Here is a 22,516-nt window from a genome sequence, read left to right as displayed (position 1 = left end):
CATTCTATTTGTTGATTGAAATAATATCGTCCATTGAATACATGCCTGCTTTTCTCTTGTACATAAACTCACAAGCCTTCAATGCACCCACTGCAAATACATCTCTTGAAATTGCAGTATGTTTTATCTCTACGGTCTCTCCCTTGCCTGCAAAAATGATCTCGTGCTCCCCTACTATATCGCCTCCCCTTACTGAATGAATTCCTATTTCATTGTGCACTCTTTTTTTAATACCCTGTCGTCCATTTACAAATTCAATATTTTCATCAATGGATTTCTTTATGCTATCTGCAAGTAAAAGTGCAGTCCCGCTTGGTGAATCCACTTTCTGGTTATGATGGGCCTCAATTATTTCTATATCAAAGTTTTTATATAACAGCGAACTTATATTCCTGAGCACATTGTTTATAACATTTATTCCTATTGACATATTTGCAGACTTGAATACAGGTATTATTTGTGATGCCTCTTCAATTTTTTTTATCTGCTCATCAGTATATCCGGTAGTACACAGTACAAGGCCAATATTATTGTTTTTTCCATATTCAATAAGTGAATCCAGAGAATCCGGTCTCGAAAAATCCAGAATTACATCTGCAGAAATATTGCAGTCGTTTATACTTTGGAAAACAGGATAATTTTCTTTGCTGGAATTTTTGTCTACACCTGCAGCAATGGATACATTTTCAACACTGTCTGCCAATTTCGATACTACTATTCCCATTTTACCGCTGCATCCATTTAACATTATCTTAACCATTCAAATACACCTCACATAATTAGTAGTTACTAATTTACTTTAGAAGCTTGTAATTCTTCAGTTCACGTTTCAATATTTCAAGATTTTCATCCGTCATATTGCAGAGAGGAAGCCTTAAGTGGCCTACATCTTTCCCTACAAGATTCAGGGCAGTTTTTATAGGAATTGGGTTTGTCTCTATAAACATGGCTTTTATAAGAGGATACATGTCCAGCTGTATTTTAAGTGCACCTTCCAAATCACCATTAAAAAATAGTTCACACATTTTTTCCATATCGGAAGGAACTATATTTGCCAGTACAGATATTACCCCTATACCGCCTAAAGACAGTATTGGAATTGTCTGGTCATCATTTCCCGAATATATATCTATCTTGTCCCTACACAATGCCTTCATATATGCAATTTGGGATATATCACCGCTTGCTTCCTTTATTGCAGCTATATTTTCAAATTCACACAGTTTCTGCAGTGTTTTGGGAAGTATATTCAATCCCGTCCTGCTGGGAACATTGTAAAGTATTATAGGAGTTTTTACACTGTCATTTACCGCCTTGAAATGCTCTATAAGCCCCTTCTGTGTAGTTTTATTGTAATATGGAGTAATTACAAGCAGTCCGTCAGCTCCTACACTTTCAGCCCACTGGCTCATATATACGGCATCTGCCGTACAATTACTTCCCGTACCTGCTATTACAGGTATTCTCTTGTTTACCTTGTCTATAGTAAACTTTATTGTGTCCTGGTCTTCTTTTACCGTCATGGTAGATGACTCACCGGAAGTACCACATACAATTATAGCCTTTGTACCAGATTTTATATGCCATTCAATAAGTTCTTCCAGCTTTTCATAATCTACAGAGTTATTCTTAAACGGTGTAACAATAGCAACTCCTGAACCCTTAAATAAACTCATAAAAACACTCCATTCTAAATTCATATTATATATTCTAGTATATTATTACTTCCCATTTATGATGCATTCAGCTATCTCCACTGCATTTGAAGCAGCACCTTTTCTTATATTATCTGCTACAACCCATATATTCAAGCCATTTTCTATACTGAAATCCCTTCTTATCCTTCCAACAAATACTTCATCATGGCCTTCTGCATCTATAGGCATTGGATAGACAAGATTTTTAACATCGTCTTTTAAAATCAGTCCCTCTATATTTCTGAACAACTCAAATATATCATCCACTTCAAACTGACTTTTCAATTCTACATTTATACTTTCACTGTGGCCGTAAAATACTGGCACTCGTGCAGTTGTAGCAGTTATTTTCAAGTTATCATCATGGAGGATTTTCCTGGTTTCATTTATCATCTTTTCTTCCTCTTTCGTATATCCGTTGTCCAAAAATACGTCTATATGTGGAAGTATATTTCCTGCTATGGGGTATGGGAATTTCTTCGGAGGTTCATTTTTGTATCCATTGAGCAGGTCATTGTATCCTCCCAGTCCTGCACCCGATACTGCCTGATATGTTGAATATATTATTCTCTTTATACCATATTTGTCGTACAACGCTTTAAGTGGAAGCATGGCTTGTATAGTCGAGCAATTTGGATTTGCAATTATTCCCTTGTTCCATTTTATATCCTCGGGGTTTACCTCCGGTACAACTAGTGGAATATCCTTGTCCATTCTCCAGCAGCTGCTGTTGTCAACTACAGTAGCTCCATAACGTGCAAATATAGGGGCATATTCCTTACTTACCGATGCCCCTGCTGAAAACAATGCAATATCTATTTTTTTATTCTTTATATTATCCTCTTTTAATTCTTCTACGGTAAAATTCTTGTCCTTAAATTTAATTACTTTACCTTCCGATCTGGACGAAGCATATAAATATAAATTTTCTATTGGAAAATTCCTTTCCTCCAATACTTTGATAAAAGTTCTTCCTACCATTCCTGTACAGCCTACAACTGCAACATTGGACTTCATTATTAATCACTCCTTGTATAGTTTGCATAACCATAATCATTTATAATATTATATTTTAAATATAGATGTTGTTCAATAGCATTATATATGAATATACTAAATATTTTACACCCAAACTTGCAAAATAGTAAATAACATAAAGATTTTATATTTTTGATCCACTGTGATAAAATATATTAAAGTTATATAATTCATACATTTATATTCTTTGTATAATTATAACAGATTGCAGTAAAAAGTTAACCCTTAAAATAATCAATATAAGTATAAATCTCGCTTTTCAGGAAAAAATAATTTATATAGAAGCGGGGAGGGTCGTATATGTCAAAAACACCTTTAAAAAAAATAATAAAGGCAAAACTCAGGGCAAACAAGGAACTTACAGATGCTGAAAAATTAAGGGAAAAACTCAAATATGAAATAGCAGAGGAACTTGGGCTTGGAGAAAAAGTCAGCAGCTATGGATGGAGTGGACTTACTGCAGAAGAAACTGGAAGGATCGGCGGCATAATGGCCAAACGCAAGAAAGAACTCAATATACCTAAAAATAAAATAATAATTGAAAACCAAAAAAGGCAGAAGGATTGAAGTATGTTATGAAAGATACAAAGATGGACTGTTACAGCAATTTGGCATATATATATGATTATTTAATAAATACAGATGTAGACTACTATATATGGGGTACTAAAATTCTGGGAATCTGTGAGAAATATAATATAGATAGAATAAATTATCTGGATATTGGATGTGGTACAGGAAACCTGACAGAAAAAATCGCTCCATCTTTCCATGATATCTGGTGTGTTGATTTTTCAAGCGACATGCTTGCAGAAGCAGAAGCAAAGTTTAGAGCCAGGAACTTAAAAGTACATTTAATATGTCAGAACATGATTGAACTCAATTTAAATATGGAATTTGATCTGATAACCTGCTGTCTGGACTCAACAAATTACATACTCAACAAAGACGATCTCACAAAATATTTTATGGCGGTTTTCAATCATTTGAAAACAGATGGTATTTTGGTATTTGATATAAATTCCTATTACAAACTTACCCAAATACTTGGAAATAATTTATACGACTATGATGATGAGAAATTGACCTATATATGGGATAATAATTTAGAAAATGAAGTTGTTGATATGTACCTTACGTTTTTTGTCAGGGAAGGCAGATTATACAGAAGATTTGATGAGCACCACAGAGAAAGAGCATATCAATGTGATTATATAGAAAACCTACTTTCAAAATGTGGATTTGAAATATTACAAAAGCTCAATAATTATACAGATGAACTTGTACAAAAAAATTCAGAAAGAATAGTTTACGTAATACGCAAAGGAGATAATAATGGACGATAACATAGTACGAGCTATGGCTCTAGATAATAATGTAAGAATAATTTCAACTACAACTACACAGCTGGTAAATGAAGCTGTCAAAATACACAAATGTTCTGCTACGGCAGCTGCAGCTCTTGGAAGAATGCTTACGGCCGGCAGTCTCATGGGAACCATGCTGAAATCAGAAAATGATAGTCTGACTATTAAAATATCCGGGGGTGGAGCTGCCAGGGGCGTAATTGTAGTGGCATATCCTGATGGAAGTGTTAAAGGTTATATGGGAAATCCTCAAGTAGAACTGCCCCCTAACAACAAGGATAAATTGGATGTAGGCGGTGCAATAGGTACAAATGGAAATCTTGTCGTAATAAAGGATATGGGATTAAAAGAACCTTATGTAGGTCAGGTTCCCATAGTTACAGGAGAAATCGGTGATGATCTCGCCTATTATTTCACTGTATCCGAACAAACTCCCTCAGCTGTGGCAGTCGGTGTGCTTGTAGACAGGGATCTGACTATAAAAGCTGCCGGGGGCTTTATAATACAGATGATGCCGGATTGTGAAGAAAATACAGTAAATTTTGTAATGGACAGAATAAAAAACATATCCTCTGTAACCGATATGATCGTAAGCGGTATGGATGCCGGTGGTATTGTAAAAACTATTTTTAAAGGAGCTGATTTAAAAATTCTTGACGAAATCCATCCAGTGTACAAATGCAACTGCTCCAGGGAAAAGGTCGAAAGAGCTCTAATAAGCATAGGGGCCAAGGATCTTAAAGAAATATACGATGACGGTAAAACAGAAGAACTTAACTGTAACTTCTGCAACAAAAGTTATAAATTTACTCATGAACAAATTGGCCAAATATTAAAATCTGCAACTAATAGATAATTATAGAAATTACGATAAAGTTTAAAAATAAAGTATTGACAATATAAAATCCAGCATATATAATATTAATTGTTGCGACGGCATAGTGCGTGATATATCAGGGCGCATAGCTCAGCTGGGAGAGCATCTGCCTTACAAGCAGAGGGTCACAGGTTCGAGCCCTGTTGTGCCCACCAGGTTGTGTTCGGTGGCTCAGTTAGTTGGAGTGTATCAACCTGTCACGCTGAAAGTTGAGGATCGTAGTCCCTTCTGAGTCGTCAAGTCAAGTTGGCCAGATAGCTCAGTCGGTAGAGCAGAGGACTGAAAATCCTCGTGTCCCTGGTTCGATTCCTGGTCTGGCCACCATTGTTGTAGTTTAATATGCGGGAGTGGCTCAGTGGTAGAGCGTCACCTTGCCAAGGTGAACGTCGCGAGTTCGAATCTCGTCTTCCGCTCCAATTCAATATGGCGCTATAGCCAAGTGGTAAGGCAGAGGTCTGCAAAACCTTTATCTCCAGTTCAAATCTGGATGGCGCCTCCAAAGAATCCCTTAAAGCTGTTAAGTTTTAAGGGATATTATTTTAGATAATTATATTTTTATACGTTTACATGAAACTGGATAATATGGTCTAATCACGGTGGGAATGAGCATAGATTTGACTTTTACACAAATATATACTTAATTCCCTTTTATTTTAATTATGTTTCGGCTATAATTTTTCCCATCTCGCTAATATCATATCCGCCTATACCCATGATTTCCATTTGAAATTGCTCAGATTCCAATATGTTCATGATGGCTTTGATGGATGGTTTATTTAAATCCCTTTTTTTCACGATCATATCATATTTTTCTTCTTGTATCGGTATAAACTCTATGCCTTTAACCTGAGAACATGCTTTTTCATTTCCAATTCCAAAATCCGCACCACCTCTGGCAACTACACTTGCTACCGCAAGATGTGAAACACATTCTCTATAATAGCCCTCTATTTTGCTTCCATCGATTCCCATACTGCGAAGATGCTCATCAAGAAGTATTCTTGTTCCACTTCCCTTTTCCCTATTTACCAATGTAATGTCTGATCTTTTAAGATCTTCCCAATCTTTTATATTTTTTGGATTACCCGTGGCTACATAAAATCCTTCCATTCTTGCAGCAAGTCTTATTACTATTGCAGGAGTACCAGGAAGCATTTTTTCTATATAGGGCACATTATATTCTCCTGTCCTCTCATCCCACATATGGGCTGTTGCTACCTGTACTTTATCACAATAAAGTGCATATATCCCATTATAGCTTCCTTCATAGGATCTCAGTACACGTATTCCATCTTTATAACAGGACAGATATCTGCAAAGTATGTCCAAAATAGGGTCCTGCCCACATATAACAAAACTATACTTTTCAAAAGGCACCTTATTTCGAGGTTCCGTATTATATGATACAGGTTCAGGTACTGCTGCATCAGTGACGGTATTTTTAGTTTTATTCTTATATGCCTCAACATCTTTCAAATCCACACGTACTTTTTTGCCCACTCTATAGGAATTTATTTCTTTTCGCTTTATTAATTCATATACCGTACTTTTGGAAATTTTCAGTATATCAGCTACTTCCTGGGGAGTGAGAGCTGTATCTATATACATATTAAATTCCTTTCTGTAAATTATTTTTATTATGTTAAACTAATAACATTATTATATAATATAATGCTTTAAAATAACAGTATATGAATAACATAACTATTAATAAATGTTGTTTGCCGGGTTTTCTTTAGCAGTTAGATCATCAGGATAAATGCAATATACAGTAACGGCCATATTGTCCAGTGACGAACGATATTTATTCACAAATTTTGTAGAAAGGGGACTATTAAAAAATCCCGGAACAAATTTATCCAGAAATTTTGTAAGAGCTTTTGTCTTTTCATCAAGGTCTTCTACAAGAATAGCTTTTCCAAAAATAACAACACTAAAATATGAAGTATCACATTTACAGGGTATAGGATCCTTCACTGTTCCAAATTCCTCAAAGATTGTAAAGGAGACTTTGGAATTTGCTTCAAGTATACTATTTTTTTTACCGCTTCCCATACCATGTATATAAATTTTTTTATTCCAATATATATAATTTACGGGTATGGCATAGGGACTGTTTTTGTCACACATACCAAGTATTCCAACCTTTTGTTCATCCAAAAATCTGTGGATTTTTTCCTCGTCATGACAGACTCTCTGGATATATCTTATTCTTTCCATATATAATTGTCTCCTTTCAAAATAATGGATTCAAGCTTATCTAAAAAATCATTCATAATTTCATTCGCTGCCTTCAAATTGTCCATTTTTGCTTCTATCTCTTGAGGAGTCTGTACATAGGAGCCTTCTTTCATCTCATCCTTGCAATTCTCCATAAGTGAAAAAATACTGTCTTTTGTACTTTCCATATGGAACTGAAAACCTATTACTCTGTCTCTATATATAAAAGCTTGATTTTTACAGGCTTTACTATATGCAATGCATCTGGCACCATTTCCCAGTGCACTGAACGTATCATTATGCCACTGGAAAACATACAACATTTCAGGAAAACTCTTAAAAAGAGATGAATTGATTCCTTTTATGTTGAAATTGACAGGCAGCCATCCAATTTCTCCTTCCGGATTTTTAGTTACTTTACCACCGAGAACATCAGTAATAAGTTGTGCACCAAGACATATACCCAATACAGTCTTATGATTATCAATAGCCTCTTTAATAAATTTTTTCTCATATTTCAGCCACGGATATTTTTTTTCTTCATAAATATTCATAGGTCCACCCATGATAATAAGACAATCAAATTGACTCATATCAGGGACAGTTTCATAATTGTAGAAATGGGTACCAGTAAGTTTATGTCCTCTTTTATATGCCCAGTTTACAATATTTGCTGGGCCCTCAAAAGGCACATGCTGTAAATAGTGAATTTTCATATCATTTTCCCTTCTTTTTTGTTGATCTAATTGCTGAAATCCTTGATTGATCAAATGTTCTGCTCACTTTATCACATATTGAAAGAATTCTATCTGCATCAGCTGCTTCAGGAAACTTTCCATGATATGGCTCCATAGAGCAAAGATATGGCTGAGACAACTTGCCTATAGATCTTATTTCATCATTTAAATCTTGTGGAAAGTCAACAATTATTTCTACAATATCCATAAGAGAAGCATAAGTATTGTTCCATGGGGGTGCTCCATATAGATAACATATCGCAATCAAATATCGTTCAAGAGCAATAGAAGCTACATTGAATATTACACTTGAGCTCTGGCCCTCATTTAGAAACTGTTCCGCTCTGCGGTGAAATCCTTTTGCGTCTTTATAATGTTTTTCAAACGACTCCAGGTCTATTTCTATACGTATTGTGCTACCTATCATGTCAATAACCCTCCTTTAATGATTTTGCCAGAATCGATAACCTACCGATCCTGGCAAAATATAAAATTATATTTATAATATTTACCACATGGCAAGCAGCCACTCTTTATTACGCTTATATTCCATATCATTGAACATCACGTTTGCCATTTCTTCTGCCAGCCATATTGCGCCATTATATCCAACTGTCGGATGTCTGTAATATCCCGCTCTATCGAAAACAGGGAATCCAACTCGTACCATAGGTATATTATTATCCATAGCCACGAATCTGCCTTTTGAGTGACCCATTATAAGATCAAGTTCAAGTCCTTTCTTGATTCTATCTTCAAGTTCGAATAGATCTGCATTTAAAACTACCTCCATGTCAAAGCTGACTTTTTCCTGAAGTTCTTTTATACGAGGATCTTTTACATAACCTTGATTATCATCCCCCAGAAGAAGCAGTACAGGTTTCATTTCAAGATCTATACAAAATTCTGCAAGTCCAATTACAAGATCGGGATTTCCGAAAATAGCAACCTTTTTATCTGCAAAGAACATATGTGTAAGGTCTGTCAATGCATCAACTGCGACTCCACGTTCATAGGCCAGTGACTTCGGAATTGGCTTTCCCGTCATTTTGCTCAGTCTTTTCAGAAATATGTCAGTATTGCGTATTCCAATAGGAGTTGGTCCTATGACAGCAGGTACGTCAAATTCATTTTCAAGATATTCTGCAGCCTTTCCACCTTCATATTTATTAAGGGCAATCGTCCCTACAGCATTTGCAGTATCAGTGAGATCCTCTATTGTAGTTTCTCCATGAGGAGCTGCATGTTCTTTAGGCAGCAGCGGTGCATCAAATTTTTCAATTTCAAACAGGACTGTAGCATCTATATCCATTTCCTTTAAAATATGCTTTAATTCTTTTACATCACCTGGATTCACCCATCCTGTAATAAGATTTATCTTTCCATTAGGTTTGTCTTTCTTTGCAAATGCCTTTACAAATGCTTCCACCGTTATATCATATCCGCTGACCATGCTTCCTTTGAAACTTGGTGTGTGAATTGGAACAAGATGGACTTCCCTGCCGGCATATTTCTCCTTTAAAAGTCCTTTATTCAATTTTGTTATGGCACCATCTATATCATCACCTATAACTTCTGTAGAACAGGTTGTAATTATTGGTATTACCTTCAGGTCAGGATACCTCATCAAAAGTACATCCACTCCCTGTTCAACACGGCCCAATCCTCCAAATATGGCTGCATCTTCATGCAATGACGAGGATGCAAGTTCAAAGCTCTCCTTGAAATGTTGTGAAAATATCAACCTTACAAACATACAACATCCTTGCCCTCCATGAACCAGTCCAATACAATCTTTTATGCCTATGCTGGCATACTGTGCACCGGCAGGCTGGCACGTAAATATAGGGTTTATAATACCTTCACGTTCTTTTTGTTTTACACTGCAAGACATATTTATGCCTCCTCTCTAATATAATGGATCCTTGAGTTCTTCGTTCAATGATCCTGTAATAGTCAAATAATCTATATTGTCCTTGAGTTCCTTCATTAGTATCTTGATTTCTTCCTTGCTCATATCATTTATCCACGTATATCTGCTTTTATAAACTCCTGCCAGATATACAGCTTCAGCCCAGTAATACCTCCCGGCCGGTGTCTCTTTTTCAACTGGTTCATCACATAATATCTGCATGGTTCTTGTAAGTATTCCTTCATTCTGATTTTCTCTGTCCCATGCACGTGAATTGAATTGCCAGAGACAATTTTTCATTATATAATTTGTAAGCTGCTCTACCTTGTCTTTCATATCCTGTTCCACAAACAGTCACCTCCACTTATTACATTGCCAGCTTCTTTACACTTTTCTTTACCTTTCTCTTTTCTTCTTGCTCCTCCAAATATGGGTAGTCCTTATCTCTCAGTGATGAAACGCAATCATATTTGCCAGTATATTCCCTCAATTCAGCTGACGCAGCTACTTCTTCACTCAAATTTCCATCAGACTCAATTTTCTGGGTAAGAAATCCGCTGTTTTCAGGTATTTCATCCTTGGTTATATCCACAAATGCCAATTGATGAATAGGCGAATAAATTGCATCATATATATCCCGTGCAAACCTGACCCATCCCTCAAATCCCTTGTAAGGCCCATTGTGATATGCGTGTGCATTAATATATGGGACTCCTATTTTTTTTGCATATTCACCTGGTCTTTTACCGGTAAAAATTACATCCGGTTTCAATGTTCTCATAGCTTCAAGTGATTCAAGTTCATTGGGATCGTCTATGGCAAGTGCTCCTTGACAGTCACACCTTGAAATACCCTTTTCCATATCTCCCTGGTGTCCGAATTTTGTATATACAGAAACAACTTCCACTCCCATTTCCTCATGTATTACGTGTGCCCAGTGCCATAATTTTGATCCACCTGGCCACAAACATACCTTTTTACCTTTTAAACGCTCTTTGTACCAATCAAGTTCCGGCTTCCATCTGGCAGTTTCCTCGTCTATTATAGCCTGGGCTCTATCTTCAATTCCAAAGAACAATCCAATCTTTTTAAGTGAAGCCGACAGCGGTCCGAATCCAAATCCATCTATGTCCATACGTGGAATCCCATATTGCTTTCTCAATTCATTAGCTATATATTCAGCAGAACGTGCACATTCAAGTACGCTTAACTTTGCAAGATGCATACCTCTCAAGTCATCGTAGGATCCATTACCTGTAAAGGTTGAAAGCACCTGTATCCCCATTCTCTTGAAATAATCCTGCATAACTTCCTGATCACCCTGAATGTTGTACTCACCTATATAATTGATGGTATAATCACTGGTAATTTTAGGTTCATAAGTTCCTACCTTGTTATTGACCCATGCTATATTTATCTTATGGTGACCTCCTGACTGGCTTGGCCCAGCAAATCCCGGAGCATTACATACGAATATATCTACATCCGGCATCTCATCCATTACCTCTTTGGCAACAGCTTCGATATCATCACCTATCAAGGCCGTACCACAAGTTTGGTATATGGTCATTCTTTTAATCTTTGGAAATGCCTTGAAAGCTTCAATAATATTTTTCTTCAATAGTTTTGTAGCTCCGAACACTATATTCTTTTCTTTTACATCCGTAGCAAAAGTATATTTAATCTGGAAATTGTCATTGTCACTTATATAACGTTTGGTCTGCCAGGTATCATAGGTGCATCCTATGGGTCCATGGCTCATGTGTATTACATCTTTCATAGGAGTACCGATAACATGTTTTGCACCACAGTATACACATCCCCTCTCTGAAAGGGTCCCAGGAATTGTATTGAGATATCCCAGTGGAAGTGCATCTGTTATCTTCTCACCTTTTCCTTTTTCAACTACATGCTGTTTCCTGTCAGGAATACATTCACTACATTTAAATAAATGATATGGCATAATTAATTCCTCCTCTATTTAATAATATTTACTTAATCACCGATACCATATTTCACAACCATAGCTTCCAACTCAGGCATTTCAAGCGGTGTAGGAATAGTAAACTTTTTGTTTTCTATAATCTTCCGTGCCAGCTCTCCATATTCTTTTGCTTGATTGCATTGATCATCAAACTCTATAACTGTCTTTTTATTAAATTCAGCCTTTTGTACGATATTATCACGGGGCATAAAATGAATTAGTTGTGTATTAATCGATGCAGTAAATTCTTCCAAAAATTCTCTTTCTCTGTCTACCTGACGACTATTGCAGATGATTCCACCAAGACGGACACCACTTCTATTTGCATATTTCACAAGACCTTTACAAATATTATTTGCAGCATATATGGCCATCATCTCTCCAGAAGCAACTATATATACTTCCTGTGCCTTACCATCACGAAGTGGCATTGCAAATCCACCACATACAACATCCCCAAGTACATCGAAAAATACGAAATCCAGATCTTCAGTATATGCACCATTCTTTTCCATAAGGTCAATAGCTGTTATTACACCACGGCCTGCACAGCCTACTCCAGGTTCCGGTCCACCTGATTCTACGCATTTGATATCCCCGTATCCAGTCTTTACAATTGTTTCAGCAGTAATCTTTTCTTCACCCTCATCACGAAGCATATCCATTAATGTCTTCTGGCTCATTCCTCCAAGAATCATACGTGTTGAATCAGCTTTTGGATCACATCCATGTATGAATATCTTTTTATTATAAAAATGTGCCATTGCTGCTGCTGTATTTTGCTGTGTAGTTGATTTACCTATTCCACCTTTTCCATAAAATGCAATTTTCCTTGTCATATTAATATACTCCCTTTCAAATTTAAATATTTGGAAAATGTTAATGCAAACATAATCTAATAAAATGTGCCACATTATTTCCATTTAATATGTTTTTGTATTGTTTTATATGATTATATGTGAGATTTTATTAACTGTCAATATTATTTTTATATTTTTTTGTTAAATTGTTAAAATAACTATCTATTTTTAGTAATTTAATAATATATTATAAATTTAACGATTACATAAAGATCTATACATTCCATTTAGTTATGTTTTGTATAAAAGGAATGGCTGTCACACTAAAAAATTAGTGTGACAGCCATTCCTTTTCTTTATTTTATGTTTTTTCAACTTTTTATAATTTAAATGCTGAAATTATCTTTCTTAATTTTTCTACATTCAAATTTGACTGAACTGCTTGATTCATCACATTATCACTTAATTCAACTATGGCCGATGTCATCTGAGCTATATTGGTTGTTCCTTTAGCCCCTTCTCCAGATGCTGCGGCTACCTCCTCCACAGATTTTACTATACCGGAAATTGAGACAAGCAACTCTTCAGATATTTCATTAAAATTTGAAACCAATTTTTCAACTACAGAAGAATCTCTACTATATTGTTCACCTGTATTTACCAAATTATCATAATCCGGTATAATCTGAGTTTCAACGAATTCGATCATATCTTTCGAACTGCCTTTAAGTGCATCAACTGACTCAGTTACAGTTTTTATTATATTTTGGATTTCAATAACAGTACTTTTTGACAAGTCGGCAAGTTTTCTAATTTCATCTGCAACGACGGCAAACCCTTTTCCAGCTTCTCCTGCCCTTGCAGCCTCAATAGCTGCATTTAGCGCTAGCAAATTAGTCTGAGAAGTTATTTCCAATATTCCCTCTGTCAATGATCCTATTTGCTCTACAGCTCTAGATTTCTCAATTGCCACTTGAAGTTTTATTTTTATATTGTCACTCATATTGTGAACACTTTTTTGTGACTGAATCGCCGAGGATTTTAGTTGAATTGCCCTCTCGTTAATTTCCCTCGCTGTTCTTAAACCATTTTCGATTTCTACCGATATTCCATCAATATTTTTCTTGACTTGAGATACGGAATTATTCATTTCTTCGGAATATGAAGCTGTCTCCTCCATTCCTGCCGACAGCTCTTCGGTGGTTGCAGATATATCAGAAATTCTAGAATTTAGATTTCCAATATTTTTCTCAACACTGCTTATAGTTGATTCCACACTTAGAGACCCATTCTCTACTCCCTTTATTATATTTTTAATTGACTCATGCATTTTCCACATTGAATTGATCATTTTTCCAATCTCATCTTCTGATTTCAAATACTTAACATCAATCTTCCTGCTTAAATCACCTTGTGCTAGTAAATCCAATTGACTTTCAGCATATTTAAGTCCCTTGGTAATATAAGAAACTATCAATATCGTTACTGCTATTACAATAATAAGTCCTATAAAAGCTAATAATATTATATACCGTAATTGAGTATAGAAATCTTGTAAAACATTTTTTACAGGAATATCCACACATAGACTCCAATTTATATCATAGTCATCTATCTTTACCGGATATGCAACTCTAAAAACATCCTCATTAGTTAAAATTGATTTTCCTAAAACCTGTACACTTTTTCCCAATGAAATTTGATTCGCAATATTATTCCAGTCACCGCCACTTTTTTTTGCATCAGTCATTCTCAATTTTTTGTTAGCCCCGCTTGCTACATATTTACCATTTCTAGATAAAAGTTGTGCATATCCCCCCATAGGTTTTATCTGCTCCACAATACCTTGAAATGTTTCAAGGCTGTAGTCTATAGATATGACACCTCTAAAATTTTTATTTTCATCTAAAATAGGTACTACCAAAGATGCCATAGAAATATCCTGGCCATTTACCTTATATACGGTTGGCTCCGTCACAAATGTCTTTTTACTTTCTTTTGGCCTATTGTACCAGTTCATGTCCGTTTCAGAATTATATGCCGGTTCAACATGAAAAGAACCGTTATCTCTCGTTACATAAGGTATAAACATTCCCTTTTTCCCATATTCCGGTTTTCCAGCATAAGATGCATCCTTGCCATCAAAAGCATTGGGCTCAAAAGCCACTGTTACTCCATAAATATGAGGATATTTATTTAATATATCTTTCTGAACATCAATAATAATATTCCTATTTGTAATACCATTTTTCATTTGACTATCTATTGAACTTTTTAATGTGTCAGCTATTGTCTCAAGAGTTATAAAGTGTCTGTCAATTTCACTTGCGTAAGATTTCGATACTTCCTTTGAAAGAGTCCTTGCTTGCAATATATTACTATTATACAGCCTCGTCAGTACTAGAAAAAATGTTGCTGCAAAAATCAATATTAACAGTGCGCCAATCATAATACTAATTTTTGTTTTCAAGTTCATCTTTTTCAGCATAGGATTTCATCCTCCTAAATATAGTAAAATAAAATTTTTTACTCATTTTCTGCTTATCATACTACAATTAAAAACAAATTATCCTCTGGCAATTTTGGCAGGATACCAGCCTGCAAACCATTTTGTAAAAACTCCCATGACAACAGGTGCAATTGAATTTATGAGACCGACATAGCTTGATAAAATACTTCCCATCAAAAAATAAGTATAGAAAGCAATTACAATATAAAGTACCCCCCAGGCCGCAGTCAGAATTCTATTCGTCTTCAAGAATAGTGGATTACCGAGGGCATCCATTCCACTGTAATCATTACTTGAATAATACGCAGTAAGAGGTATTTTCTTTCTGCAGGAAAGCAGCCACATAAAGCCAAACATTAAATATGAGAGACATATTAGAAATGCAGAACTAATTCCAAGTAGTCCCAAAATACTCAATGAACAGATTAGAGGAATACTCATTTTATCATAAATCGTAAGTTTAAACTTATATGACAAAAGGGGTATTATTGAACAGACAGCAATACCCGCAGTACCTCCCCAGGTCTTGTCTATAGGCAGTACAACCCAGATTACTATCCACTGGAGCAAAAGTATAAGCATGTTTGTTTTGTACCTTTGGAATTCTACTTCAGTAGTTTGTCTCTTTATTCCAAAGTAACTATCCATTTTAAGCATTGTACTGAAATCACCCAGAACTTTATACTGTTTTTTCATCAGTGCCTCCGCTCCATTGACCTTTCCTTCTGAAATTCTTCTCCAAAGTTCGAAAGTAGTTTCAATTCTCGTTGTATATGAAACAGAGGTTCCTGTATCCACAGTACATCGTTCCCTTCCCAGGTGAAGCTGATAGGTTTTGTCAATATCTGTGAAATATATATCAAGCAGAACATCTCTTTCAAAACTTCCGGGGTTGTATATTGCTGCCATTTGCTTCATAAAATTGTATGACTTGTCCTTACTTGATTTCCCTTCTGAAGAATTTTCGGAAATATCCCAGCTGGCATCTGCCATTTCCACAAATACATCAGGAGGATACAGCAATTCATCAAGTTTATCTTGTATGCTGCCACTTATAACACCATTACATCCAAATTCTATTCCAGCTTTTTTTGCATGGGAAAGATATTCTGAAATTCTTCTCTCAAGCTGCGGAACACGGAATAATTCTCCTTCGGGACAAATTATTTTTGAAAGTTTATCTCCAAACATGATTTCGAACTGCCTGATAAGAGCATCATAATTGTTTTTTCTACTGTAAAAGCCGCAGGTGGAAACGAGAATATAATTTTGATTTGATAAATCATATCGGGAAGGATGTCCGCTTGTTCCATCATTGTTTATTTTCATATATGGAAGATTCGTAGGAAGCATTCGATCAAGAAATGCCTTGACCTTTGAAGGCATTCCAAAATAGTAAAGTGGAAAACTCCATATGACAATATCTGATGCTACATACTTCTCTATAAGTTCCTCCATATCGTCCTTTATTATGCATTTACCTGGAGTTTTAGTCCAGCAGGAAAAACATCCCCTGCAGTGTTCAATAGTTTTTTCACAAATATTGAACATATGTATATTACAGTCTCTGCTTTCCATGAGTCCTTCCAAAAAAGCCCTAGTTATCCTGAATGTATTACTTTTTTCTCCTTTAGGGCTGCCATTAAGAACAATCACTTCCATATTGTCATATCCTCCAATTCCAATCTAATTATGTACTACAATTATACAAAATTAGATTAGTGATTACACTACAATTCGGAGAAATTAACTAAATTAATCACAACTTAACATTGACAGGAACCGCTAGTGCTGGTTCCTGTCAATATAGATAACTCTACCTTTTTTAAATTGCTATTTATCTTCTTTTTGCAGTACACTGTGTTTTCTTCCGTAGATAAAATATATAATGAGTCCTACAGACAACCATACTGCAAATCCCATCCATGTTATACCCCTCATTGATACCAAAAATACTATACAGCATATTATGGTTATTATAGGTGTAAACGGGACTCCTGGGCACTTAAATTTTCTTTCAAAATCAGGCATAGTTTTTCTAAGATGAATTACTCCTGCAGATACAACTATAAAGCTCAACAAAGTTCCGATACTTACAAATTCAACTATTATTCTAAGGGGCAGGAAGCCTGCTATTATAGAAGCTATTATTCCTGCAACTACAGTAGCCACATATGGAGTCTTGTGTCTGCTGTGTATTTTGCAAAATATTTTGGGCAGCAATCCATCCCGTGACATGGCCATAAATACTCTTACTTGACCATATAAAACCGCTATCATAGTTGAAATCATTCCCAAAATGGCACCTACGCCTACAAGAGCAGATCCCCACCTTATACCCAGTCTGAATAGAGCTTCAGGTACTGCATTGTCAGAAACAATTTCCCTGTATGGAACAACTCCTGTAAGTACGGTTGCCACCGACACATAAAGAATACATACCACTATAAGACACATTATTATACCCTTTGATACATCTTTTTTGGGGTCAGCCGCTTCTTCAGCCGAAGTGGAAATGGCATCAAACCCTAGAAATGAAAAGAATACAATACTGGCTCCAGTAAAAACTCCGTGCCACCCATTGGGAATAAAAGGATGATAATTAGAAATTTTTATATGTGATGCACCTAAAAATACAAAAAGTAAAATTACAGACATCTTTATCACAACAATTACATTATTTACCTTTGAGCTCTCCTTCATTCCGGTATAGAGCAGTACCGTCAAAAGCATTATTATTACAACAGCAGGCAGATCTATGATTCCACCACTTGCTGGAGATGCAGAGATAACCTGTGGAAGTACTATACCTGTAGATTGTAATATTCCCCTAAAAGTTCCTGACCATCCAGATGCTACTGCACTTGCCGCTACAATATATTCCGCTGTCAAACACCATCCCACGATTACAGCTATAAATTCACCAAAAGCTATATATGCATATGAATATGTACTTCCTGCCACCGGAAACATCGTAGAGAGTTCACAATAACACAGACCGCACAAGCAAGCTACTATTCCAGCAAGAATAAATGACAATATTATTCCCGGTCCTGCCATATGGGCTCCTTCTCCAGTTGCAACAAATATTCCCACACCTACAACTGCTCCAATGCCGAGTGCTGCTATATCCGCCGCTTTCAAATTTTTACTCAGATCTGTTTTTTGAATACTATACTGCAATTGTTCCAGTGATTTTTTCCTAAAAAGATTCATAATAAAGCCACCTTTGATGTTTTTGCCATTTCTATATTTTTTTATTGGTATTAATCTGTTTTCTCATGCCTCCTATCATATAAAGAGAACCGGCTATGACAACTATGTCATCTTCACCTGCACAGGACATGGCTTTCACATAGGCAGAATAATAATCTTCAAATGCTTCACAATTTTTATTATATTTAAATACAACCTTTTTAAGTTCTTCCGCACTTTCCGCCCTGTCACTATCAGGAGTGACACATAATACATTTTTAGCCATAGGCACTATTTCCCTCACCATATCGTCAACCTGTTTGTCCGCCAATATTCCAAGTATCAGGACCATGTTCTCATATTTAAAATAAGTTTGTATACTCTTTTTAAGAATTTCTATACCGTCTATATTGTGTGCGCCATCCATAACCACAAGAGGCTTGTTGTTCATCACTTCAAGTCTGCCTATCCAGTTTACTTCAGACAGTGCCAGAACCAATTTTTCCATTGTAATATTTACACCCATTCTCATAAGTTCTTCTGCAGCAAATATAGCGACAACACAATTCAGTATCTGATGAGTACCCAGCAGTGATAATTTTATACTGTACACTTTCCCGTCGGCCATAAGAGCATTCAGATCCTGACAATAGTTTCTGCTGTTTTTGTCTATTTTCCCCTTCTGTACCAGTTTGACAGAATTGCATGGTACTTTCACAAGCCTACATTTTTTTTCAAAGCATATGTTCTCTATCACTTTTTCTGCAATTTTTTTCTGGGGATACAGAATTACGGGAATACCTTTTTTTATTATTCCCGCTTTTTCATAAGCTATCTTGTCAAGAGTATCTCCAAGAATCTTCATGTGGTCATAACTTATGGATGCAATTACGCTCAAAATCGTGCCTCCACCGGTTCCCACATCAAAGGGAGGTATTGCATTGGTTGCATCCAGTCTTCCGCCAAGTCCGACTTCCACTACGGCAAAATCAACCTTTTTCCTGTCAAAATAGTGGAACATGACACAGGTCTCTATCTCAAATTCCGTGGGATTGTCATATCCAAGTTCCAATACCTTGTCAACAGCTTTTGATACTTCTGTAACTGACAGTGCAAGATCATCCCTGGATATGTTGTTTCCGTTTATCTGTATTCTCTCTTCAAAAACTTCCAGATGTGGAGATGTATACATTCCAACTCTATAACCGGATGTACTCAATATTTTACTGATCATTGCTGTTATTGAGCCCTTGCCATTTGTACCTGCTACATGTATGCACTTTATCCTCTCCTGTGGATTTCCAAGCAATTCAAGTAATTTTTCAACCCTTTCCAACCCGAGATTGCTTCCGAATCTGGCCGTACTCTCTATATAATTCAGCGCTTCCATATAATTCATACTCTTTCACACCTAACTAATTCAAACTATCTATTCGCTCTGAAACAGTTTTAAACATCTCTCTGTACTTTTCACCCTTGGCTCTTTCTCCCTCTACTACTTTCTCAGGTGCCTTGGATACAAATTTTTCATTTTTGAGCTTCTTTTCAACTCTTTCTATTTCGCCCATAAGTCTTGTTTTCTCTTTGTTCAGCCTTTCCAATTCCTTATCCCGGTCTACAAGATCAAAGAGTGGAATGAATATCTGGGCTCCTTTTGTAACTGTAGAAACTGCATTTTCAGGTACTTCATTTTCATCTTCAAGAAATTGAACTTCAGAAGCAGAAGCAAGTTTCTTGAAATAATCTTCTCCACATTGAAAGGCTCCTATTGCTTTATCTTCAGTTATATGCAGAAGTACCTTTGCTTTTCTTGAAACAGGGACATTCATATCTGTTCTTAAATTTCTTACAGCCTTAATCGCTTCTATAATATAGTCCATATTCCGTTCAGCTTCCATATCCTTTAATTTTTCATCATAATCAGGCCATTTGGATATACATATGGACTCATATTCCCTGTTATAGAGATGAGTATATATTTCTTCAGTTATAAACGGCATTATTGGATGTAAAAGCTGCAGACTTACAGTCAGCACCCTGTTCAATACATTATAGGCCACACCTTTTGCTTCTTCATTGTCACCGTACATAACCGGCTTTACAAGTTCTATATACCAGTCACAGAATTCTCCCCAGATGAAGTCATATATCTTCTGCGATGCTATCCCAAGTTCGAATTTCTCTATATTTTCAGTAACTTCCCCTACAAGTGTATTCAATTTGGACAATACCCATCTATCTGCTTCAGTATAATTTTTGCACTCTGAATATTTTTTCATAAGATCTTCATCCATATTCATCAGCACAAATCTGGATGCATTCCATATCTTATTTGCAAAATTTCGGGAAGCCTCCACCCTTTCAGGATAGTACCTTATATCATTTCCAGGGGAATTTCCCGTAATGAGCGTAAACCTGAGTGCATCTGCCCCATATTCATCTATTACATCTATAGGATCAACACCATTTCCGAGAGATTTCGACATCTTTCTTCCATCAGAATCTCTGACAATTCCATGTATGAGTACATTCTGAAATGGAATATCATCCATACAGTAAAGTCCCGAGAAAACCATTCTTGCCACCCAGAAAAATATTATATCATAGCCTGTAACCAGCGTACTTGTTGGATAATAGTATTTAAGATCATCGGTATTGTCAGGCCATCCAAGCGTTGAAAACGGCCATAGTGCAGAACTGAACCAGGTATCCAGCACATCCTTATCCTGTTCCAGATTACTAGAACCGCATTTCGTACATTTTTCAGGCTCATCCATGGATACAATAACCTCACCACAGTCCTTGCAGTACCACACCGGTATCCTATGACCCCACCAGAGCTGCCTCGATATACACCAGTCCTGTATGTTTTCCATCCAGTTGAAATATATCTTTTCAAACCTTTTAGGTACGAATTTTATCTTTCCCTGTCTAACTGCATCAACTGCCGGCTTTGCCAGTGACTTCATCTTTACAAACCACTGCTTTGAAAGCATAGGTTCAACAGTAGTGCCGCACCTGTCATGACATCCTACATTATGTACATGTTCTTGTATTTTTACCAGAAAACCCTGCTGCTTCAAATCCTCTATTACCAGTTTTCTTGCTTCATACCTGTCCAACCCGTCGTATTTGGTTCCAGGCAGCTTTATTGTTCCATCCTCATTCATTATTATTATCTCAGGAAGGTCATGTCTCTTTCCAACCTGATAATCGTTAGGATCATGTGCAGGTGTTATTTTGACAGCACCTGTTCCAAATTCCATGTCGACATAATCATCTTCAACTATTGGAATCTCTCTATTTATTATTGGCAATATGGCTTTTTTCCCTACTAGATCCTTGTATCTTTCATCTTTGGGATTTACAGCTATTGCAGTATCACCAAACATTGTCTCCGGCCTTGTAGTAGCTATTTCCAGATATCTGTCACTTCCTACTATGGGATATTTTATATGCCAGAAATGACCTTCCTGCTCTTCATACTCTATTTCAGCATCGGACAGTGCCGTCTGACATTTTGGACACCAGTTTATTATCCTGTTGCCCTGGTATATAAGTCCATCATCATATAACTTCACAAAAAATTTTCTGACTGCTTTGTTGAGTCCTGAATCCATGGTAAATCTTTCTCTTGTAAAATCTACAGAACTGCCAAGCTTTTTTATTTGATTGGCAATTCTTGCCCTGTATTCATGAGTCCAATCCCATGTTTTTTCCAAAAATGCTTCTCTTCCTATTTGATCCTTCTTGATACCATCCTTTAAAAGTTCTTTTTCAACCTTTACTTCTGTAGCTATACTTGCATGATCCTCGCCGGGCACCCATAATGCACTATAACCCTGCATTCTTTTAGTTCTTATCAGTATATCCTGTATTGTGTCATCCAGTGCATGGCCCAAATGAAGCTTGCCAGTTATATTTGGAGGGGGTATGACTATAGTATATGGTTTTTTATGGTCATCCGGCTGCGGACTGAAGTATCCCTTTTCCTGCCAGTTGTCATAAATTCTCTTTTCAAATTGTTTTGGATTATAAGTTGTTGATATCTCTTTTTTCTCTGACATAAAAATCCTCCTTATTTATTTGTAATATTCCTTTTCTTTTAAAAATAAAAAGTCCTCATCCAATAAAGGACGAAGACTCGCGTTACCACCTTTTTTTCTGCAGCATACAAACC

The 22,516-nt window shown here is 36.2% G+C and carries 19 protein-coding genes, 4 tRNA genes and 1 other annotated feature (1 of these 24 running past the window's edge); of the genes, 7 read left to right on the top strand and 16 right to left on the bottom strand.

Annotation, left to right across the window (positions count from 1 at the left end):
- Positions 1-4: 4 nt before the first annotated feature.
- The 3 genes from dapB to LKE46_RS00915 are packed head-to-tail and all read right to left on the bottom strand — an operon-like array spanning position 5 to position 2,714.
- A complete protein-coding gene (dapB, locus tag LKE46_RS00925; protein ID WP_291717557.1) occupies positions 5-760 on the bottom strand; it encodes a 4-hydroxy-tetrahydrodipicolinate reductase in 756 nt (251 codons plus the stop codon).
- 34 nt (positions 761-794) lie between these two features.
- Positions 795-1,676 (bottom strand): 4-hydroxy-tetrahydrodipicolinate synthase, encoded by an 882-nt coding sequence (dapA, locus tag LKE46_RS00920; protein ID WP_291717556.1) that lies wholly within the window; start codon positions 1,674-1,676, stop codon positions 795-797.
- Positions 1,677-1,721: 45 nt separating this feature from the next.
- On the bottom strand, positions 1,722-2,714 hold the full coding sequence (locus tag LKE46_RS00915; RefSeq protein ID WP_291717555.1) for an aspartate-semialdehyde dehydrogenase: 993 nt from the start codon (positions 2,712-2,714) through the stop codon (positions 1,722-1,724).
- A 321-nt stretch (positions 2,715-3,035) separates the two neighbouring features.
- Here LKE46_RS00915 and LKE46_RS00910 point away from each other — a divergent pair, with 321 nt between their 5' ends.
- From LKE46_RS00910 to LKE46_RS00880, 7 genes are all read left to right on the top strand, one after another.
- Positions 3,036-3,302 carry a small, acid-soluble spore protein, alpha/beta type gene (locus LKE46_RS00910; protein WP_291717554.1) on the top strand — a complete coding sequence of 89 codons (267 nt, stop codon included), beginning with the start codon at positions 3,036-3,038 and terminating at the stop codon, positions 3,300-3,302.
- A 23-nt stretch (positions 3,303-3,325) separates the two neighbouring features.
- Positions 3,326-4,081 (top strand): class I SAM-dependent DNA methyltransferase, encoded by a 756-nt coding sequence (locus LKE46_RS00905; protein ID WP_291725496.1) that lies wholly within the window; start codon positions 3,326-3,328, stop codon positions 4,079-4,081.
- Entirely contained in the window at positions 4,071-4,958 is an 888-nt protein-coding gene (hslO, locus tag LKE46_RS00900; RefSeq protein WP_291717553.1) for an Hsp33 family molecular chaperone HslO, read from the top strand. Before LKE46_RS00905 ends, hslO begins: the two co-directional genes overlap by 11 nt.
- A 100-nt stretch (positions 4,959-5,058) precedes the next feature.
- Positions 5,059-5,134 (top strand) — tRNA-Val (locus LKE46_RS00895).
- Between the two features lie 93 nt (positions 5,135-5,227).
- Positions 5,228-5,303, top strand: a tRNA-Phe gene (locus LKE46_RS00890).
- Between the two features lie 17 nt (positions 5,304-5,320).
- Positions 5,321-5,395: transfer RNA gene (locus tag LKE46_RS00885), tRNA-Gly, on the top strand.
- A 9-nt stretch (positions 5,396-5,404) separates the two neighbouring features.
- Positions 5,405-5,478 (top strand) — tRNA-Cys (locus LKE46_RS00880).
- Between the two features lie 158 nt (positions 5,479-5,636).
- On the opposite strand, the gene LKE46_RS00875 is transcribed toward LKE46_RS00880, so the two are convergent.
- The 13 genes from LKE46_RS00875 to LKE46_RS00815 form a co-directional block, all read right to left on the bottom strand.
- Positions 5,637-6,587, bottom strand: coding sequence for a helix-turn-helix transcriptional regulator (locus LKE46_RS00875; protein ID WP_291717552.1), 951 nt, complete (start codon positions 6,585-6,587; stop codon positions 5,637-5,639).
- A gap of 99 nt (positions 6,588-6,686) precedes the next feature.
- Entirely contained in the window at positions 6,687-7,199 is a 513-nt protein-coding gene (locus tag LKE46_RS00870) for a pyridoxamine 5'-phosphate oxidase family protein (RefSeq protein WP_291717550.1), read from the bottom strand.
- On the bottom strand, positions 7,187-7,915 hold the full coding sequence (locus LKE46_RS00865) for a type 1 glutamine amidotransferase (RefSeq protein ID WP_291717548.1): 729 nt from the start codon (positions 7,913-7,915) through the stop codon (positions 7,187-7,189). Before LKE46_RS00865 ends, LKE46_RS00870 begins: the two co-directional genes overlap by 13 nt.
- A gap of 1 nt (position 7,916) precedes the next feature.
- Positions 7,917-8,363, bottom strand: coding sequence for a hypothetical protein (locus tag LKE46_RS00860; protein ID WP_291717546.1), 447 nt, complete (start codon positions 8,361-8,363; stop codon positions 7,917-7,919).
- An 81-nt stretch (positions 8,364-8,444) separates the two neighbouring features.
- Positions 8,445-9,830: a Fe-only nitrogenase subunit beta gene (gene anfK / locus LKE46_RS00855; protein ID WP_291717544.1), complete on the bottom strand. Its 1,386-nt coding sequence runs from the start codon at positions 9,828-9,830 to the stop codon at positions 8,445-8,447.
- A 15-nt stretch (positions 9,831-9,845) separates the two neighbouring features.
- Positions 9,846-10,196, bottom strand: a complete 351-nt coding sequence (anfG, locus tag LKE46_RS00850; protein ID WP_291717542.1) for a Fe-only nitrogenase subunit delta — start codon at positions 10,194-10,196, stop codon at positions 9,846-9,848.
- Between the two features lie 19 nt (positions 10,197-10,215).
- Entirely contained in the window at positions 10,216-11,811 is a 1,596-nt protein-coding gene (gene anfD / locus LKE46_RS00845) for a nitrogenase iron-iron protein, alpha chain (RefSeq protein WP_291717540.1), read from the bottom strand.
- 32 nt (positions 11,812-11,843) lie between these two features.
- Positions 11,844-12,671, bottom strand: a complete 828-nt coding sequence (nifH, locus tag LKE46_RS00840) for a nitrogenase iron protein (protein WP_291717538.1) — start codon at positions 12,669-12,671, stop codon at positions 11,844-11,846.
- A gap of 340 nt (positions 12,672-13,011) precedes the next feature.
- Positions 13,012-15,120, bottom strand: a complete 2,109-nt coding sequence (locus LKE46_RS00835) for a methyl-accepting chemotaxis protein (RefSeq protein WP_291717536.1) — start codon at positions 15,118-15,120, stop codon at positions 13,012-13,014.
- 78 nt (positions 15,121-15,198) lie between these two features.
- Positions 15,199-16,803 carry a flavodoxin family protein gene (locus tag LKE46_RS00830; protein WP_291717534.1) on the bottom strand — a complete coding sequence of 535 codons (1,605 nt, stop codon included), beginning with the start codon at positions 16,801-16,803 and terminating at the stop codon, positions 15,199-15,201.
- Between the two features lie 171 nt (positions 16,804-16,974).
- Complete coding sequence (locus tag LKE46_RS00825; protein WP_291717532.1) at positions 16,975-18,357, bottom strand: amino acid permease; 1,383 nt, start codon at positions 18,355-18,357, stop codon at positions 16,975-16,977.
- A 31-nt stretch (positions 18,358-18,388) separates the two neighbouring features.
- A complete protein-coding gene (locus tag LKE46_RS00820) occupies positions 18,389-19,735 on the bottom strand; it encodes a bifunctional folylpolyglutamate synthase/dihydrofolate synthase (protein ID WP_291717530.1) in 1,347 nt (448 codons plus the stop codon).
- A gap of 16 nt (positions 19,736-19,751) precedes the next feature.
- Entirely contained in the window at positions 19,752-22,403 is a 2,652-nt protein-coding gene (locus LKE46_RS00815) for a valine--tRNA ligase (protein WP_291717529.1), read from the bottom strand.
- Positions 22,404-22,465: 62 nt separating this feature from the next.
- Positions 22,466-22,516: a binding site (T-box leader), on the bottom strand (it continues 172 nt past the right edge of the window).

Origin of the sequence: Clostridium sp. (genome assembly GCF_022482905.1) — a bacterium.
Taxonomy (GTDB): Bacteria; Bacillota; Clostridia; order Clostridiales; family Clostridiaceae; genus Clostridium_B.
Note: the sequence above shows the minus strand (reverse complement) of the source record. Positions and strands in the feature narration are given on the sequence as shown.

Excerpts from the sequence above, each read along its gene's own strand:
- dapA (WP_291717556.1), bottom strand. The coding sequence starts at position 1,676 with ATGAGTTTATTTAAGGGTTCAGGAGTTGCTATTGTTACACCGTTTAAG.
- LKE46_RS00875 (WP_291717552.1), bottom strand. The coding sequence starts at position 6,587 with ATGTATATAGATACAGCTCTCACTCCCCAGGAAGTAGCTGATATACTG.
- LKE46_RS00860 (WP_291717546.1), bottom strand. The coding sequence starts at position 8,363 with ATGATAGGTAGCACAATACGTATAGAAATAGACCTGGAGTCGTTTGAA.
- LKE46_RS00865 (WP_291717548.1), bottom strand. The coding sequence starts at position 7,915 with ATGAAAATTCACTATTTACAGCATGTGCCTTTTGAGGGCCCAGCAAAT.
- nifH (WP_291717538.1), bottom strand. The coding sequence starts at position 12,671 with ATGACAAGGAAAATTGCATTTTATGGAAAAGGTGGAATAGGTAAATCA.
- anfD (WP_291717540.1), bottom strand. The coding sequence starts at position 11,811 with ATGCCATATCATTTATTTAAATGTAGTGAATGTATTCCTGACAGGAAA.
- LKE46_RS00870 (WP_291717550.1), bottom strand. The coding sequence starts at position 7,199 with ATGGAAAGAATAAGATATATCCAGAGAGTCTGTCATGACGAGGAAAAA.
- anfK (WP_291717544.1), bottom strand. The coding sequence starts at position 9,830 with ATGTCTTGCAGTGTAAAACAAAAAGAACGTGAAGGTATTATAAACCCT.
- hslO (WP_291717553.1), top strand. The coding sequence starts at position 4,071 with ATGGACGATAACATAGTACGAGCTATGGCTCTAGATAATAATGTAAGA.
- LKE46_RS00835 (WP_291717536.1), bottom strand. The coding sequence starts at position 15,120 with ATGCTGAAAAAGATGAACTTGAAAACAAAAATTAGTATTATGATTGGC.
- LKE46_RS00820 (WP_291717530.1), bottom strand. The coding sequence starts at position 19,735 with ATGAATTATATGGAAGCGCTGAATTATATAGAGAGTACGGCCAGATTC.
- LKE46_RS00905 (WP_291725496.1), top strand. The coding sequence starts at position 3,326 with ATGGACTGTTACAGCAATTTGGCATATATATATGATTATTTAATAAAT.
- LKE46_RS00825 (WP_291717532.1), bottom strand. The coding sequence starts at position 18,357 with ATGAATCTTTTTAGGAAAAAATCACTGGAACAATTGCAGTATAGTATT.
- LKE46_RS00815 (WP_291717529.1), bottom strand. The coding sequence starts at position 22,403 with ATGTCAGAGAAAAAAGAGATATCAACAACTTATAATCCAAAACAATTT.
- LKE46_RS00915 (WP_291717555.1), bottom strand. The coding sequence starts at position 2,714 with ATGAAGTCCAATGTTGCAGTTGTAGGCTGTACAGGAATGGTAGGAAGA.
- dapB (WP_291717557.1), bottom strand. The coding sequence starts at position 760 with ATGGTTAAGATAATGTTAAATGGATGCAGCGGTAAAATGGGAATAGTA.
- LKE46_RS00830 (WP_291717534.1), bottom strand. The coding sequence starts at position 16,803 with ATGGAAGTGATTGTTCTTAATGGCAGCCCTAAAGGAGAAAAAAGTAAT.
- LKE46_RS00910 (WP_291717554.1), top strand. The coding sequence starts at position 3,036 with ATGTCAAAAACACCTTTAAAAAAAATAATAAAGGCAAAACTCAGGGCA.